Consider the following 16,882-nt stretch of genomic DNA (forward strand, 5'->3'; position numbering starts at 1 on the left):
ATAGCTTTATTAGCCATTTAGTCCTATATGGACTTTTCTTTTACGCTGGAAATAGAACATACGTTTGTATGGAGGTTTTTACATGACTTATTTTTTAACCCATTTAGAAGAAGATATTAAACGGTTATACGCTCAACTGCAAATAAGCGGTCCTGCCTATGTAGACATGCATAGGATCGCAGCTGAATTTCATGTATGGGTACACTACGAGGATACTGGCAGCATGATGGTCAAACATCAAGGTCTTTACAGTATTATTTTAAACAGAGCTTTATCACCAGAAGAACAGTGGCAGGATTTTGCCCATGAGCTTTGTCATGTGCTGAAGCATACAGGGAATCACTTCAAAATGCACAAGCTCTTTCGAGAATTGCAAGAGTTTCAAGCAAAACAATTCATGTATCACTTTTGTGTTCCAACTTTTATGCTGCTGCAAATGAAGCTTCCAAACCTTAGGCAGCAAGCCACTTTGCAAATCGCCCAAACATTTCATGTCACGTGGGCTTTTGCTGAAAAACGGCTTGCCCTATTTGAACAGCGAAGAGCAGGCATTCGATTTCAAAAAGAATTTACTTCTTATTTAATGAGAGCGGACAAGGTCGCAGAAAAAGAAATCGTGTATCAAACAAAGGAGGCAGCACACGAGACATCAGAGGTTTATTCATAGAGGCGCAGCACTTGTTTCAGTACATTTGTGTATTGATAAAATTGTTCGTTTTGTGTATCGCGCCGACGACTCCTTCTAAAGTCTTGAAAGAATGCTCTTCTCTGAGCTTGGCTGATTTCAATTTGTACGCTTTTTCCTGTGAGGCATTGATTATTAATATTTTGCGGATGAGTTCCAGAAAAACGATCAGATTCAGATAAAAGCAATGCATGAAAGCCATTTTCTGTGAGACGCCTCACGGTTTCCGTAGCTTTTTCTCTGTCAGTACCGCCAACTAATGTTTGAAGCACGTCTGTTTCTCCATAGCCGTGGAGCGCAAACGTATAATGGTGTGTATGCACTTGTGAAAGACAAATCGGCTCATCAAAACGAGTGCTCGTAATATGAAGGACATGATTGCCTTTCACTTTAAGACCCTCGAATAAATACATAGAATAATCACTTGCTAATTCGTATATGAGCTCACTCACACCAGATTCAATTCCTCCGGCATGAGGTGACAAGACCAGAAGCTGGTCCCCCTTCCGTTCATGAAGAATCTGATAATCCACCCCTTTTCTTTCATGAGCGGAAAGCTCTTCATAATTTTGATACGTATCTATGATTTGATTCATTTCATCTGCCCCATTCCTCTATATGAGCATAAGTCTACTGATCCCAAATTCTTTTGTAAAGTGTTTTCGAAGCATCTATCCCTTATGAAAGCATCCTTAAATTTTCCTTATTTTTACGGCTATGCTGTTGAATTCCGAGAAAAAATAACCGATAATTGAAATGAATGGAACTTTCGGACTATATGAATCTTGTTGTATTCTCTCTCATATATTAGAAATATTGCGACCTATATCTGGAGGAATTCATGTTTAAAAAGAAAACCACCATCATCCTTATGATCTTATGTATTAGCTTCGCTGGAATCATTTACTGGAAATGCTTCTCTCTTCAAGGCGTGTCTCATGGAACATTCATCCGCTCTATGTCATCACCCGATGGAACCTATGTCATTAACACTTATCGACATAGTGGAGGAAAGCTAAAGGAGAATGCAGTAAGAGCAGAAATTGAAAACAAACGAACCCATCGCAAGAAAACAATCTACTGGAAGTACCCTGATAAAGATCCTCTTATCCAATGGAAAAATGCACAGCTAGTTCAAATTGGACATGAGTTTTTAAACGTTGTCAAAGGTGAAACATACGATTATCGCTTTGACAAGAAAAACAGAAAATAACGAGCCATCAAAAAAACGAACCCTTTATGGATTCGTTTTTTACGTTGACATCACCTTTTGCATAAATTCTTTCATTTCTTTGCTAACCATAGTCAATCGATCGACAATTTCACTAAACTCCGTCACAAGTAAAGCTTGTTCTGAAGATGATCCTTTCATATGGTCCATACTCTCAAGTAATGTATGTATATTAGAGGAAATCCCTTGCAACGAGCTTTCAATGTTTTCTGTTGCACGTGAGGTTTCACTTGATAGCTTCTGAACACTTGCTACAACACTAAAACCAGCACCCTCTTTTCCTGCTCGAGCTGCCTCAATTGACGCATTCAATCCTAGCAGACTTGTTTGTTTAGAGATGCCTTTGATCATTTTTGTAATATCTGATGTCTTTTTCGAGCTTTCAAGTGTTTGCTGCGTTTGTAAGGTCATTTCCTCACTTGTAGCAGAGAGCTCCTCTGAATGCGCCGCCACCACATGTACCTTTTCTTGAATACTTTGAATGATCTCATTCAATGACTCCATATACGCTTCCAGTTCTAATTGATTTTTGAGCGGAAAACCTAAAGCAAGTGCGCCGATGACTTGTTGATTTTCATCAAAAATCGGCAAACCCATTGCATTTAATGGCGTCCCATACACCGATTCAGGTACAAACATACTTGATGTTTCACCTCTTAGCGCTTTTTTCATATTCTGATCATCTGGTTTAATAGGGTCTCCTGCACGTATTTGAAAATCAATATCTTTCGATGGCAAATACAGCAAAAATTTCTCTCGATCAATGATACCAATCGTCACTTCATTCTTTAATATTTTCATCATATATGGTGCTGCTGTTACAATGCTCTGTAGTATATCCACTCTACCTACCCCTTACTATTTTTATCTGTCTTTACTCTTAATTTAATCACTGTTTTTTTAAAAACTTTCATATTTACGAGTAAAAAGTATGTCATTTCCCTTCTGTATTCAAAAAAACGCAAATTTGCTATAATTAAAGAATCAACATATGATGAAATGGTCATGTAACCATTTTACGTATTCATTGGAGGCGCATGTTGTGACACAATCCATGAAGTATGAGCGGGCAATTGTCATTGGTGGAGGCATGACAGGAATGCTCGCTGCGAAGGTTTTATCAACGTTTTATGTTCAAGTATTGATCATTGAGAAGGATGAACTGCCAGACTCTCCTGAGAATCGTCATGGCACCCCTCAAGCCTTTCATCCACATAGAATGCTGCCATTAGGCAAGCAAATATTTGAACGCTTATTTCCCGGTTATACAAAAGAGTTACTTGAAATGGGCGGGTTCAACACACTGCATCAAACATCTCGATTTATTACTAAAAATGGAGAATTAGCGCTCACCGATACAGAAGAAACCGCTGTTACGAGACGCGCCATGTTAGAGTGGGTGCTCATGCAAAGAATGTTGCGTGAGGAACGTGTTCAGTTTTTAGAAAAACATGAAGCGATCTCCCTTCAATTTGAGGAAGAAACGAATCAAGTCATAGGAATACAGGTCAAAGACCGGAGCGTAAAGCCAGGAATTATTCATGAAATGAAAGCAGACTTAGTCATAGATACGTCTGGAAGAATGTCTAAATTGCCAAAATGGTTGAAAAGCGCAGGACTGACCTTGCCGCAGACAGATGAGTTAAACGTGTCTCTTGGGTATAGCACAAGATACTACCAAATACCACCTGATGCACCGAATCTGGAACCAATGGTCGTAGTTGGACAGCCAGATAAGCGGATTCCAACAGGACTGTTTGAACGAGTAGATCAAGATTTAGCAGCTGTTCTTCTCTCGGCAGCTGGCGGCTCACATTATCCGTCAACGGACGCGGATCAGTTTGATTTAGAGACCGCTGCACTCACCCACCCTTCTATAGCAGAAGCCATCACTCATTTAATTCCCTATACGAAGCCAAAAGGATTTAGAGTACCGGCTTGTGTGAGAAACCACTATGAACAAATGGAAGATTGGCCAAGTGGTTTATTGGTCATGGGTGATGCCTTGTGTACATTAGATCCCATTCATGGGCAGGGAATGACAAAAGCAGCGCTTGAAGCACACATACTTGAGCGTATGCTCAAACAAACACAAGAAAATAAGTCTTTTTCTTTCGAAAGAAACACTTTACAACAAATGCAGCATGCCAATGAACTTGGCTGGTGGCTTTGTGCAATTGCTGATATGGCATGGGAAGGAGTCGAGTTAAAAGGAAAACCTATTCCCCATTTGACATTTGTACAAGAATTTTTAAATCATTATGTACAATATACCATTCAAACAAAACAGCCTGAACGTCTTCAGGCATATCACAGTATGCATTCTTTCTTAATAGAACCGAGAAAAATCATCAACCTAGAGCAGCTGCAAGACATGATTCAAGCTGACGTCACTGGTGAAATCGCCCGCTGGTGGCAGAGGTGGGATCAAGAGAATAATGAATTCAATCGAGCTTTCTTCCATGAAGCTGTTCCTGACTTTCATTTACACCAGTTGCTGAAATCAAATTGACATAAAAAAAGCCCCCTAAAGGGCTTTTCGATTAACGTAATAATTGAAGTACGTTTTGTGGCTGTTGGTTTGCTTGAGCAAGCATGGCTTGAGACGCTTGAGAAAGAATGTTGTTCTTTGTGAACTCACTCATTTCTTTTGCCATGTCAACGTCACGAATACGAGACTCAGCAGCTGTTAAGTTTTCACCAGAAGCGCTAAGGTTGTTGATTGTGTGCTCTAGACGGTTTTGGACCGCACCAAGTGCTGAACGTTGTTTAGATACTGCTCCGATTGCCGCATCGATTTTTGCTACTTCAACGTCAAAGTCAAAACCATCTTCATTCACTTTAATATCTTTGACAGTCAATGTTTCAGCGTCCATTTTGCCGATCTTTACGTTGATATTTTGCTCAATGTTCGCTCCAATTTGGAATTGGAATCCATCCTCTACACTACCATCTAATAGATTCTTTCCGTTAAATGCTGTACGCTGAGAAATCCCATCAATTTCATCAACCAAAGCAGTAAGTTCTTCTTGAATCGCCGTTAAATCTTCAGTCTGCTGTGTACCAACGTTCCCAGCTTGAACTGTCAATTCACGCATACGTTGAAGAATCGCATGAGTTTCAGTTAATGCACCTTCAGCTGTTTGAATAAGAGAAATACCATCTTGTGCGTTTTTAGATGCCATTTCTAATCCGCGGATTTGTCCACGCATTTTTTCAGAAATTGCTAGACCAGCTGCGTCATCTCCAGCACGGTTAATACGAAGACCAGAAGAAAGCTTCTCCATATTCTTTTGCCCTGATCCATTATTTGCAGACAAACGGTTGAGTGTGTTAAGCGCTGCGATATTGTGGTTAATTCTCATATTAAATGACCTCCATGTGTTTGAACCAATTAGACATCCATGTCCAAAAGTTCTAAATTAGAATTTTTTTGTAAGCCTTACAATCCATTTATCGAACATTAATGGAATATGTTTAACAAAAAAGGGATAAATGAGGAAAAAGACTTATTCATTATGATCATTTCGCTAGAGTATGCCAAATTTAAAGGTCATTTTTCATGATTTACCAGAGGGATTTAAGAATCATAAAGCTGGAGAAAATGCGAAGAAAAAACAGCATAAAAAAAAGCCCCATCAAGGGGCCTTTCATTAACGTAGTAATTGAAGTACGTTTTGTGGCTGTTGGTTCGCTTGTGCAAGCATTGCTTGAGACGCTTGAGAAAGAATGTTGTTCTTCGTGAACTCACTCATTTCTTTCGCCATGTCAACGTCACGGATACGAGACTCAGCAGCTGTTAAGTTTTCACCAGAAGCACCAAGGTTGTTGATTGTGTGCTCTAGACGGTTTTGAACTGCACCAAGTTTAGAACGCTCTGATGATACACTTTTAATTGCTGTATCAATTTTTGCGATTTCTGTGTCAAAACTGAAACCAGCAGCAGCAACATCAATATTATTTACGCCTAAAGTAGTTGCATCCATGCTATTAATACTAACATTGATATTTTGAGTTGCGTTAGCACCAATTTGGAATGTAAATCCAGTTGTTTCAGTACCATCTAATAATTTTTTTCCGTTAAATTCAGTACGATTAGAAATACCATCAATTTCTTCAACAAGTGCATCCATTTCATCTTTAATAGCAGTTAAATCTTCAGTTTGTTGAGTACCGGTGTTACCTGCTTGAACAGTTAGTTCACGCATACGTTGAAGGATTGCATGAGTTTCAGTCAATGCACCTTCAGCTGTTTGAATAAGAGAGATACCGTCTTGTGCGTTTTTAGAAGCCATTTCTAATCCGCGGATTTGTCCACGCATTTTTTCAGAGATGGCAAGACCAGCTGCGTCATCTCCTGCACGGTTGATTTTAAGACCAGAAGAAAGTTTCTCCATGTTCTTTTGGCTAGCACTGTTGTTTGCAGACAAACGATTTAATGTGTTAAGTGCTGCGATATTGTGGTTAATTCTCATTTCCTATTACCTCCATGTATGTGGGACCTGACAGACGTCCTTGTCTGAAAAAAGTCCTTTATTCTAGGGCTTATCAACCCTGACAATTCTATTATCGGACGTAGTTATGGGATGTTTAGCAGATTTTCAAAAAAATATCTTGTTTTTTATGACATTCATCCTAAATTTAACAATTAAGTGAAAATATAAAAAGCTACTGATCTATGATCAGCAGCTTTACAATTTATCACTATCAGTATTGCTTGATATCAAACATTAAAATATTTTGGTACACCACATAGTCTTTCTTACTTGTGAAAGGTCCTTTATTGTGTTCATCATTGATCTCATAAAAGTTCATGCCGATTCCAAAGCTTCTTTCTTTGTACCAATTTAGAAAATCATTGATCTCTTTCATTATTTAGGCCCCTTCGGCTGCGGTTTGATGACCGGGAGCGGTACTGTCTTAAATTCACTTGCTCCAGCACCAGGTACAAGCTTTGTTGTGTTTGGTACAGGCGCTGTTGGGTTAAGTGGGTTAATGGCAGCAAAAATCACAGGCTGTGATCCAATTATTGCCGTTGATATCCATGATAGCCGCCTTGAGTTAGCAAAAGAATTAGGTGCAACACATGTCATCAACAGTAAACATGAGAATCCAGCTGAAAAAGTGAAGGAAATAACGGAAGGTAAAGGGGCACATTACTCATTTGAAACAACTGGTGTACCCGAAGTCACGCTAGCTGCCCTTCATTGCCTGCGTGTCAAAGGGACTTGTGCAACAGTAGCAGTAGGTAAACGGGATTTAACATTTAATGTGACAAATGATCTCATGCTCAATGCTCTCACATTAAAAGGAGTGATAGAAGGAGATGCCGTTCCCCAATTATTCATTCCTAAACTAGTGAAATTCTTCAAAAACGGACAATTCCCAGTTGAGAAACTAGCAAAATTCTATGAATTAGAAGATATTGAACAAGCCTTTGAAGATTCTAAAAATGGCTCAACGATTAAACCAATCCTTATTTTAGATAAAGAGTATCGAGCTTAAGCCGTGAAAGTAGAACTTAAACTCATTAGCCCCCTTGCCATGTAAAGGGGGCTAATCGGATTTTCATTTGCTGTCCGCTTTTAGAAACAAATGGGCTTCACACATACATCACCGGTGTCGATATTTTAATCATCTGTCCACCTCGGCGGTAAAACCTTGGAACGCGGCGGCTTAATGTGGCGACGACTTCATAGTTAATCGTATTGAGCATTTCGGCAATTTCATCGACAGAAATTTCTCCGCCTTTTTGACGGCCGTAAATGACGACTTCCTCTCCCTGCTTTGCCTTCATGTCGCCTAAACTGATCATGGTCATATCCATTGTGACTCGGCCCGCAATCGGCACTCGTTCTCCGCAGAAAAGCATAAATCCTCGGTTCGATAAAGCACGTGAGTATCCATCTGCGTAGCCAATTGGTATCGTCGCAATCACTTCATCAGGCTTTGCCACATAGGTAGCGCCATAGCTGACCGTTCGAGGCTCTGTGACCATTTCCTTCACGAAAGCAATTCTCGCCTTTAAGCTTAGAGCCGGCTCCAATTGAACAGCGTCTAAGCTTTGGATATACGTCGAGGGATAAAGTCCATAAAGTCCGATTCCAAGCCGGATCATATCGGCGCTAAATTCAGGAAACGCAATAGCAGCAGCGGTATTGTTCATATGTACGGTCGGCAGCGTGATTCCTTGTTTTTTCAAGAACCGAAGAAAATCAATGAATATGCTATGCTGAAGCAACGTAAAATCGAGGTCAGGCTCATCTGCACTGGAGAAATGTGTAAAGATTCCATCCCATCTGAGCTTTTCACTCTTTTCAAGCGCCTCCACGACGGCCAAAAGCTCTTCCTTCGTTCGTACACCTAGTCGCCCCATCCCTGTGTCGACATTGACATGAATTCCAAGCTGATTCTGACTTTCTTCTTCCTCTAAGATCTCATTTGCTTGTTTGATCCAGTCAGCACGAAGACCGGATAAATCAATTTTCCAGGCCGCAGCTTTTTTCACACAGTCTAGTGGTGTAAATCCAAGGACGAGAATAGGGGCTTCAACTTTCGCTCTTCGCAATACAATTCCTTCTTCTAAACTGGCCACAGCCAGCTCTGTCGCACCACTTTCCAATGCTTGGCGAGCTACCTCCACTGAACCATGCCCATAGGCATTCGCTTTCACTACAGCCATAATCTTACTTTTTCTTGGAATATGCGCTTGAATCGCTTCAATATTTCTTTTTATTGCGTCAAGATTGACTTCAATCCAGACTTCCCGGCAGAGATTTTTCATTAATTGCTCCTCCTCATATCATAAGTGATTCTGATATCAATGTTCACATTCGCGTCTAGTCTATCTTTATTCATTTTTGAGAAAAACATTCAACCGCAATGACTGGATAACCCTTTATCAGCAGTTCATTTTATATGTCAAAGAAAATGGGAAGACTGCCCGTTATGAGTAAAATGATTATCGCATCAATGATACTGAAAGCAGTCTCCCAGCCATTACCTACATCTATTAGAACAGTAAAATCTAAGAAAGTGATCTCGACACCTTTGATAAATAACACAATACTCCCCCTATCATGACCCTTCATTTACAAATTGATCTGGTCAAAGTACAGCATGCGGACATTCTGATGAATGAAGTGATGAAGAAGAAACGGTATCAAGCTTTGATTCTACTGACAACAGTCTGTTCTTTTAGTAAAAAACACTTAGCCCCATGTTTTTTAAACTGTTTATTAATAGAAGAAAAAACATCACTCAGCAAAAGGCTGAATGATGTTTTTTCTTCTATGATGATAACATGTTCTGTACATCCTCAAATGAATAGGGTGTTGCAGCTTCATTGCAACAATCGATGATGACCCTGGCAATCATCCACACATGACCAAATGTCTTTTATATTTAACTAGTGAATGTTACACTTTCAATTTTGTTCACATCTATTAGACTAGTTGCAGTACCTCCAGCCGAAGTTGGGTCATTAAAAAATACAATGCCCGCCGTTTGGTCATAAGTGACAAAACTACCCGGTCCATACAAGTAACCTGAATCACCAACGATATCGAGAGCGGTACCTGGTGTAAGTCCGGCAAAAAGCCTATTAAATTTTGATGAATTTGCAGTAGGATTTGATGATTGGTTACGTCCAAAACCTACACTTTGCGAGATGTTTAAACCAAGAGCCGATAAATCCTGTGTGATATTTCCCAAGAAAATGCCTCCTTCTTTTTAATTTTTTCTATTCCGTACAGTCTATTCTCATCGAAATTTTTTGAATGAGCTATAGTGGAGTTTTACAAAAGAAAATGACAAACGAAGGACTTTTTTCATGAATTAAAGCATCTCACCAATTCCTACCTCGGACCAATCAATGACATTAGTATCGTATTGTTGATGATCAATTAACATATGACTAGAATGTAAGCCTCCAAACCTTTCATCATTAACCACATTCTGGCGACCAAAAATCCGTCTCCATAAAAAAACAGACCCCTTAAGGTCTGTTTTGTCTATATATTTTGAGATGTTGTGTTTCGATCGATCATCGTCGTATTTCGATCAATTTTTTGATGTTCTTCCATTGTTGTATTTCGAATTGATTTTGTTTCAATGATGTCCAATGTTTCTGCTGTTGAAACACTCAATAATAAAATGGATACAATCACTAGTAATCTTTTAATAATCATACAGACACTCTCCTTTTTGAATATCATTTTGAACTTTAAGGGCCTTTCTATAATATTCGGCAGCTTTTTCAAAGTCCCCCTTTTTTTCATAATATAATCCTATACTTTGAGCAAATGCCTCGACATAGACATATAGCTTCTTTTCTTCAAAAGCATCCAGCACTTCTTGAATAACTTCCTCATTAGAATCTATGTAAATCGCTTTTAAAGCTTTAAATAACATCACACACAGCCAATCATTTGCCTCTAAGGAGCACATAAGACCATCTTCCACGAGCGAAGCTGCTTCAGCAGGCTGACTAGACTTGTATAACGACCAACTCAAGCTAAATAAAGTGATTGGTTTTATCTCAGTATTTTGTGATGCAATAATGTCTAACACTTCTCTGTAGTGTTTGATTGCTTCAGCGTACTCTTGTTGTCGATCATATGTATTTCCTATGTTTAAGAGTATTTTGGCAATTAACATGTTATCGGCTAGCTCTTCAGCTATAGAATAAGCTGTATTTAGATGCTCTAATGATTTTTCATATCGCTTGAAATCATCATAATTCCCTGCAATCACAATTAAGCATTGAATTTGGCGAACTTTATATTGCTCATGCTGCTTATAGATGTCTAAGGCCTTCATAATATGATGCATTGACACATGCGTTTGTTTCATAATGTAGTATGCTTCGGCCACTTTGAAATGAAACTCTGCTTGCTCAATATCGTCTACTACCAGTGCAAGTTGCTTTTCAGCGATCTTGTAATATTGAATAGCCTGTACGTACTCTTTCCTGCTGAAATCATACATGCCCCTAAAGAAAGCATTATAGTATTGCAACATTCCAGAAAGTTGATGATTTGAATTTTCAATTTTATCGACTAGGTCTGCAATGGATAAAGATCGCTTCTCTGAGGGTTTAATATAATCAAGCATAAGCTGATGGCGAAAGCACATCAATTGATAGTAAATGAGTAAATCCTGATCTTCTTCCATTCGTTCAATTTCTTGTTCTACCTCAGCTTTCAAAATCTCTGCATCTGGAACACTAAATTGCCGAATCATCTTATACCATTCATTTATTTTCACACCGACATGTGAAGAAAGAACTTTCTCCATCACTTAATCCCCTTCCACTCAATTCCCTTATATGACATTTATTATCACATGCAGGGATTGACAAAGCACCGAAAAGATACCGCAAAAAGAACAAAAAGAGCTCCTTTAAAGGAGCCGCATCGACACAATGTTCCCTGTAAACCCAATCAATATAATTAATCATCCACACAAAATTGCCTCTTATGGTTGGATTAACGTTCTAATAGAAGAATAGCCTCTAAAATTCACTTCTTCAAATGTAGCACTGTGATCAAAAGGTGCAGGAAAAGCGATTACTTGAAAATTTTTCTCCTTTTCAACTCTTGGCAATTTTATTTTATAAACATTTGTTTTTTCATTTTCTACAGATACATGCAGTACATGTTTCCCATCAATTTTTTGTTGTTCGTGTTCCGAAAATGCGACTAAAGCATAATTCATTTTCTTTTCTCTCGAATTATCCACTTGGAGATAGACAGGCATTTGGCTTTTAGAAGTATATAGCACTTTATTTGACATTTTTCCTGAAGCCATGAAAATTTCCTCTCCAGTTAATTCATCCGTTTTATATGTTGGAGGTTGTTCACTGTCAATCTTGTAAGACGAGGCATTTTTTGTGATATATCGCATAATAAAGTTTTCTTGTAAGCCTGTGGCTATATCTATATCTTTGTCTTTCAAATGATACTTTGCTTCAGGAACGATCACAAATGCGATTTCCCCAACCTTTTTTGGTAATGCAGCTTTGATTGGTAATGTAATCACCTGATCTTTAGTCATCTTAAATGTGTATGATTTAGCTGGTCTATGATCATCTGCCGAGAATTCTATCTGCTTAAAATTTGCTAGTAAGAGTAACGTGTACTTTCTATCTGCGTCTATATAATGTGAGAAAGAAAGGACTTTGGTCATCTGGTTATTTTCAATGAATCCGATATCTAATGTATCAAGCAGTTTTCCTTCGGGTTCATACAGACCATATGAAACGGTATCCGTTCCTGGACCAGTAACATCCATCATTTCATCATTATAGTCTTTATCATCAGAAATTTTTTCTTGTCTGATAAATAAAATAAATGTCACTAGTAATACTATAATAGTTGTTATGAATAAAATTGTTCTACGTCTCATCATCACTATTAAATGTTAAAAGTCTTTTGGCGACTAACCGTTTTATAACCACTATCTTTATATAATGAGTTTCCGATTGCTTTGCCTTTACATCCCCAACCTCCGTCTACGCCACCGTCAGCATTTGCTCCAGCATAGTTAGATTTCTTCGCAGAATCGGTTTTGCTTTTGGAAAGTCCGCCATCTCCCCCATATAGTCGTGATTTTGCTTCAATATAATCAATTTTCCCTTTTGATTTCGCTGTCGTTAACATGCTGTAGTTACATTGAAATATTTCACCAATCAATCCGCCAGTTTTTCTTAGTTTCCAATTCGTAACATAGTCAGCTTTGGCCAAAGTTTTGTTAGTTGAATGTGATACGGAATCAGTGGCAGAATCCTCTGCAATCGTTATCCATTCAGTTTCATTTTTATCAATATTCGTTGCTGAAACAGTTGCAGGGAATATCGTGCTAGCTAAAAATATTGAAGACAGTAATAATGTATTGCTTTTTTTCATAATGTAAACCACCTTTAATCCATTTTTAGAGTAAATACATATACATTTAATTCAATATAATGGTATCAAGTTTGAATGAGTATACATTTTTGGATATTCGACAATATCACTGGTTTCCTCCATTAGAGTCTGTCCCGCTCTTTTGATAAGGGTCAAGATTATTCCGTAGTTCATCACCTATAATTAATTGATCTAAAAGCTGAAACTCCCTTAATTACATATATTTACTTATATTACATTTATTATTACATATTGGAATTTATGAATCACCGAAAAGATACCGCAAAAATAATTGAGAAACAAAGCATGATGCCTTATTTACACACGAATAGCTCCTTAACACGTTTAAATTCTCATCACAAAACAAAAAAAGCAGACTCGTTTAAGTCTGCTTTATGCTATCTTCTAAAATTTCATGGGAACAACTTTTGCAAATCGCTCCTGACATTCAGTACATATACAATGAATCGTTTAACCACTCTTCACAATGTTCTATAAGCCATCACAAACAGCATGATGTACTTTGAATGGCGACTGGCAGGATATTTTTTTCTTTTTTCTTCTTAAATTTGCCTAACGTAAATATTGGCAGTAAATAGGCTTCCTCTGTAGATATTAGATATTGGTGGTCATGTCACAAACAAATGAAGATTACACTGCAAAAATACTCAAAAACGACCTGGCGGATAAAAGTTCGGCCCCCATTCGGCCCCAAAATAAAAATAGAATAAAGATTCCTTGTTAGAAAAACAAAAAACCCTTGCTATGCAAGGGTTTCAGACCGTAGACAAACCCCACCTTTACTTCAAGTAAAAGTGGGGTTTTCACTTATTTTGATAAAATTGATAAGCTACCTTATGCTGGACATGGCACTTTCCATGTCCAGTTTGCTAATTTCTTAAGATTCATGGCAGCGAAAGTAAGCATCGCCTGCATCGAAACTTTTTTCAGTCCTCGAAGTTTCGTCCATCGCATACCATGCTTTTCTTTTGCATCCGCAAAAACGCGTTCTATTGTTTCTTTCCGTTTTGCATAGATGTCTTTATTCATTTGTGTCAGCCTCAGATGGTCTGCTTCATCTAGATAGTCCTGCCAAATATGCCGATGAATTTGTTTGGTGTGATTTTGACTTTGTGTACAGTTATTTAAAAACGAGCAGGATTTACATACCTCTGAATCAGACGTATATTGCTTATAGCCTTCTCTAGTCGTTGTACGATAAGAGAGAATTTGCCCGTTGGGGCAAATGTAACAATCAAAATATGCATCATACACGTATTCATTCTTTTTCAAATAACCAGCTTTTGTTCTTGGTCGAGTGTAAGGCATGACAGGTCTTATCTCTTGATCCATTAAAAACTTAGCGATGTAAGGTGTTTTATATCCTGCATCTACTGCGACTACAAATGGTTTTCCGACTTTTTCTGTCACCTTTGATACGAGTGAATCCAACATACGACTATCATGAACATTTCCACCTGTGACCAGTGATCCTAAAATAAACCCTTTAGAATCACAAGCCGTATGAAATGAATAGGCAAATGATTTTTCTCGCTCATCCTTCACATAGTAGCCACTCTCTGGATCAGTCGTACTTACCTTGATTTCTTTTGTCTCTTCTTTATTCTGAAGGGGTAACGGCTTTTTTCCATGTGCCTCACGATCAACATTGATCTCCTCATGAAGCTGATTTTGATAACTTCTCGTTTCTACTCGAACAATTTTCTTTTCAAGTTTTTTCTTATTGGCGTTCGCTTTTACATGAGTTGAGTCAATAAAAGCGATAGTTGGATCAACGAGACCTTTTTTCATCGCTTCTCTTAAGATTCGATAAAAAATTTGTTCGAATAAATCTGTATCATGAAAGCGTCTCACGTAGTTCTTACCGAAGGTAGAAAAGTGCGGAATTTTTTCAGAAAACCCATACCCAATAAACCAACGATAAGCCACATTGGTTTCAATTTCTTTAATGGTTTGACGCATAGAGCGAATACCAAATAGATATTGGATCAAGACCATCTTAATGAGAACAACAGGATCAACACTTGGTCTACCATTATCAGAACTATAATGATCTTTGACAAGATCATAAATGAAATCAAAATCGATCGCTTGTTCAATTTTTCGTACAAGATGATCTTCAGGCACTAATTCATCTAAGGCCACGACTTCTAATTGATTTCTTCTTTCTTCTTCACGTTTCGATAACATGTGCATCCCCCACAGAATCGTATTATTACCCTTATTATACAAAAAAGCTTGCAGACTTTGTCTACAAGCTGAAACCCTTGCTATGCAAGGGTTTCAACGATGATTCCGACTGGGCTCGAACCAGCGACCTCTACCCTGTCAAGGTGAATGACCTCATCCGAAGCAAACAGACCTTCCCTGAAAAAGACTGATTTAATAAGGTTCTATGATGAGCCTTTCTGATAAAAAATGTGCATTTCTGAAGGAAACCGAAAGGGTTCGTCCCCAATCCGTCCCCATAAAAACAGACCCTAAAGGTCTGCTTTTAATTTAATTTATCTAATGAGAAGCCTTTATCTTCACATAACTTTTTAGTTCAGCTTTTGCTTTAATCGTGCTGTCCATCCTCTGCCCTTTTATTGATTACACCTTGAGAAATCCCCTCGTGTAAATTATTATCACGTTTCAACTCCTTTCTCCACCACTTAATTAAATAGTGGTAACAATCATTAAGTCGCTTGTCAACATTTGGCCCTTCAATGATTTTGACTTTAATCTCAAATCACCTCCTGCAAGGTTATGTAACATAAATGTCTCTGTTATTAAGGCAAACTATTTCTATATATAAAAGACCTGACTAAGTGTAGCCAGGTTCAGCAAAGTCAATTTATTTTTTATTGAGAAAGTTCAATCGCTTGTTGATTGAGTACCTTTTTCCAAAAATCGACGTGCGTTATATCATAATCAACACCGAATTCTTCTATAAATCTCTTATGAATGTCATCAGAACAGTCTTCCGTTAGTAATTGAAATTGTTTGATTTCACTCAAAACAGCTTTCACCTTATAATTAGCTCTATTTAGATAAACCCCTTCCTCATTATAAGCAATTTGTTCTGCTATAAGCTCATTAATAGGAGACCATCCCATAGTTTCTCTAGGTAGAAAAGGTTGATCGAAAACCAAATCATGGTATATTAAACTTACGGACTTCCAATCTAACCTATAATCTGATATTACGTCTTTAATTTTTTCAACTTGCTCAAGCAGTTTGTCCCACATTGGCATATCCTCTTGAATAATTTCTTTTACTTCAGTGGGATCTTTTGCTTTTTGTAAAGCCTCTATCAGTTTATCTTTTTCATCCAATTCCTTTGTTTTTTCCAAATTAGAGTCTAGTGCTTCTTTTAATTCTAAACGCATTTTTTTATATAGCTCAATGTCTACCGATTGAAATCCTGCTTTTTCAATCCTTACTTTTTCTTTTTCAATATGTTCAAGGAAGATTCGCCCTCTTGAAATTAAATCAGTAGAGCGAACTGTACCAGTCAGTCCTTTAAAGTCAAACTCATCACGAAGTTTTTGAATGTCCTGCTCAGTTGAAACCGTTAATACATTAGTAACTCCACGTAATGCTGAGCTCTGTAGTATTTCATATGTCGCTGGAGGAATAACTATAGGATAAATTTTTGAATTGTTTGCCCAAGCTGCTCCCATTTCGTTAAGGCAGAAATGGCTGTTCATATAGTTTTCTGTAAGAATCATAACCACTAGTTCTGTTGATTGAATGTTTGTTTTAATATGATTTGGGAAGTCTTCTCCTGTTGGAATATCATGGTCTGATGTAGAATAAATATCTCTTCTAGCTATATCCAAACCCATGACAAGCATTTCGATAAAAGGCTTGACAATTGTCTCAGCGTCTTTAGTTGAATGACTTATAAATATTTTCGGCATAATTATCCCCCAGAAATATAATATCTCTTATTATATCAAAATTTGTTTTTTTTTACAGAAAATCTTATTAGAGTAATTTTTCAACTCAGCATTCAATCTAACTCAATGTTTGTTGAGATATATTCATAATATC

16 protein-coding genes and 3 pseudogenes are annotated in these 16,882 nt (G+C 37.8%); 4 read left to right on the plus strand and 15 right to left on the minus strand.

The window, feature by feature from the left end; all coding sequences use genetic code 11:
- The first annotated feature begins 82 nt into the window (after positions 1-82).
- Positions 83-667: an ImmA/IrrE family metallo-endopeptidase gene (locus GPA07_RS13490; protein WP_071167754.1), complete on the plus strand. Its 585-nt coding sequence runs from the start codon at positions 83-85 to the stop codon at positions 665-667.
- Here the strand turns inward: GPA07_RS13490 and GPA07_RS13495 are convergent.
- Positions 658-1,281 (minus strand): poly-gamma-glutamate hydrolase family protein, encoded by a 624-nt coding sequence (locus tag GPA07_RS13495; RefSeq protein WP_157292715.1) that lies wholly within the window; start codon positions 1,279-1,281, stop codon positions 658-660. The genes GPA07_RS13490 and GPA07_RS13495 overlap by 10 nt on opposite strands.
- A 245-nt stretch (positions 1,282-1,526) precedes the next feature.
- On the opposite strand from GPA07_RS13495, the gene GPA07_RS13500 reads away from it, so the two are divergent.
- Positions 1,527-1,898 carry a DUF5412 domain-containing protein gene (locus tag GPA07_RS13500; RefSeq protein ID WP_071167756.1) on the plus strand — a complete coding sequence of 124 codons (372 nt, stop codon included), beginning with the start codon at positions 1,527-1,529 and terminating at the stop codon, positions 1,896-1,898.
- Between the two features lie 39 nt (positions 1,899-1,937).
- On the opposite strand, the gene GPA07_RS13505 is transcribed toward GPA07_RS13500, so the two are convergent.
- Positions 1,938-2,759: a methyl-accepting chemotaxis protein gene (locus tag GPA07_RS13505; RefSeq protein WP_157292718.1), complete on the minus strand. Its 822-nt coding sequence runs from the start codon at positions 2,757-2,759 to the stop codon at positions 1,938-1,940.
- A 199-nt stretch (positions 2,760-2,958) separates the two neighbouring features.
- On the opposite strand from GPA07_RS13505, the gene GPA07_RS13510 reads away from it, so the two are divergent.
- Positions 2,959-4,428, plus strand: a complete 1,470-nt coding sequence (locus tag GPA07_RS13510) for an NAD(P)/FAD-dependent oxidoreductase (RefSeq protein ID WP_157292720.1) — start codon at positions 2,959-2,961, stop codon at positions 4,426-4,428.
- A 31-nt stretch (positions 4,429-4,459) separates the two neighbouring features.
- On the opposite strand, the gene hag (GPA07_RS13515) is transcribed toward GPA07_RS13510, so the two are convergent.
- The 3 genes and pseudogenes from hag (GPA07_RS13515) to GPA07_RS13525 all read right to left on the minus strand — a co-directional run.
- Positions 4,460-5,281 carry a flagellin Hag gene (hag, locus tag GPA07_RS13515; RefSeq protein ID WP_157292729.1) on the minus strand — a complete coding sequence of 274 codons (822 nt, stop codon included), beginning with the start codon at positions 5,279-5,281 and terminating at the stop codon, positions 4,460-4,462.
- A gap of 288 nt (positions 5,282-5,569) precedes the next feature.
- On the minus strand, positions 5,570-6,391 hold the full coding sequence (hag, locus tag GPA07_RS13520) for a flagellin Hag (protein WP_071167759.1): 822 nt from the start codon (positions 6,389-6,391) through the stop codon (positions 5,570-5,572).
- Between the two features lie 232 nt (positions 6,392-6,623).
- A pseudogene (locus GPA07_RS13525) lies at positions 6,624-6,788 on the minus strand (Kelch repeat-containing protein); the annotation flags it as partial.
- Positions 6,789-6,791: 3 nt separating this feature from the next.
- On the opposite strand from GPA07_RS13525, the pseudogene GPA07_RS13530 reads away from it, so the two are divergent.
- Positions 6,792-7,421, plus strand: a pseudogene (locus GPA07_RS13530) (zinc-binding dehydrogenase); the annotation flags it as partial.
- Between the two features lie 97 nt (positions 7,422-7,518).
- Here the strand turns inward: GPA07_RS13530 and alr are convergent.
- The 10 genes and pseudogenes from alr to GPA07_RS13580 all read right to left on the minus strand — a co-directional run bounded on the left by alr (position 7,519) and on the right by GPA07_RS13580 (position 16,749).
- Complete coding sequence (gene alr, locus GPA07_RS13535; RefSeq protein ID WP_157292731.1) at positions 7,519-8,700, minus strand: alanine racemase; 1,182 nt, start codon at positions 8,698-8,700, stop codon at positions 7,519-7,521.
- 130 nt (positions 8,701-8,830) lie between these two features.
- Positions 8,831-8,980 carry a hypothetical protein gene (locus GPA07_RS13540; RefSeq protein WP_157292733.1) on the minus strand — a complete coding sequence of 50 codons (150 nt, stop codon included), beginning with the start codon at positions 8,978-8,980 and terminating at the stop codon, positions 8,831-8,833.
- Between the two features lie 340 nt (positions 8,981-9,320).
- On the minus strand, positions 9,321-9,629 hold the full coding sequence (locus GPA07_RS13545; RefSeq protein ID WP_008358831.1) for a hypothetical protein: 309 nt from the start codon (positions 9,627-9,629) through the stop codon (positions 9,321-9,323).
- A 299-nt stretch (positions 9,630-9,928) separates the two neighbouring features.
- Complete coding sequence (locus GPA07_RS13550) at positions 9,929-10,105, minus strand: hypothetical protein (RefSeq protein WP_008358829.1); 177 nt, start codon at positions 10,103-10,105, stop codon at positions 9,929-9,931.
- Positions 10,095-11,213, minus strand: a complete 1,119-nt coding sequence (locus GPA07_RS13555; protein ID WP_008358826.1) for a Rap family tetratricopeptide repeat protein — start codon at positions 11,211-11,213, stop codon at positions 10,095-10,097. The genes GPA07_RS13550 and GPA07_RS13555 overlap by 11 nt, the downstream gene beginning before the upstream one ends.
- A gap of 180 nt (positions 11,214-11,393) precedes the next feature.
- Entirely contained in the window at positions 11,394-12,275 is an 882-nt protein-coding gene (locus GPA07_RS13560; protein WP_232532047.1) for a hypothetical protein, read from the minus strand.
- A 56-nt stretch (positions 12,276-12,331) separates the two neighbouring features.
- Complete coding sequence (locus GPA07_RS13565; RefSeq protein WP_157292735.1) at positions 12,332-12,823, minus strand: hypothetical protein; 492 nt, start codon at positions 12,821-12,823, stop codon at positions 12,332-12,334.
- A gap of 448 nt (positions 12,824-13,271) precedes the next feature.
- Positions 13,272-13,439 (minus strand): annotated as a pseudogene (locus tag GPA07_RS13570) (CatA-like O-acetyltransferase); the annotation flags it as partial.
- Positions 13,440-13,678: 239 nt separating this feature from the next.
- Positions 13,679-15,034, minus strand: a complete 1,356-nt coding sequence (locus GPA07_RS13575; protein ID WP_157292737.1) for an IS1182 family transposase — start codon at positions 15,032-15,034, stop codon at positions 13,679-13,681.
- A gap of 653 nt (positions 15,035-15,687) precedes the next feature.
- The gene (locus tag GPA07_RS13580; protein ID WP_157292739.1) at positions 15,688-16,749 is read right to left on the minus strand and encodes a toll/interleukin-1 receptor domain-containing protein; all 1,062 of its coding nucleotides are present in this window, start codon (positions 16,747-16,749) and stop codon (positions 15,688-15,690) included.
- Between the last annotated feature and the right edge of the window lie 133 nt (positions 16,750-16,882).

This window comes from Bacillus sp. ms-22 (genome assembly GCF_009759805.1).
Lineage (GTDB): Bacteria > Bacillota > Bacilli > Bacillales > Bacillaceae > Bacillus > Bacillus xiamenensis.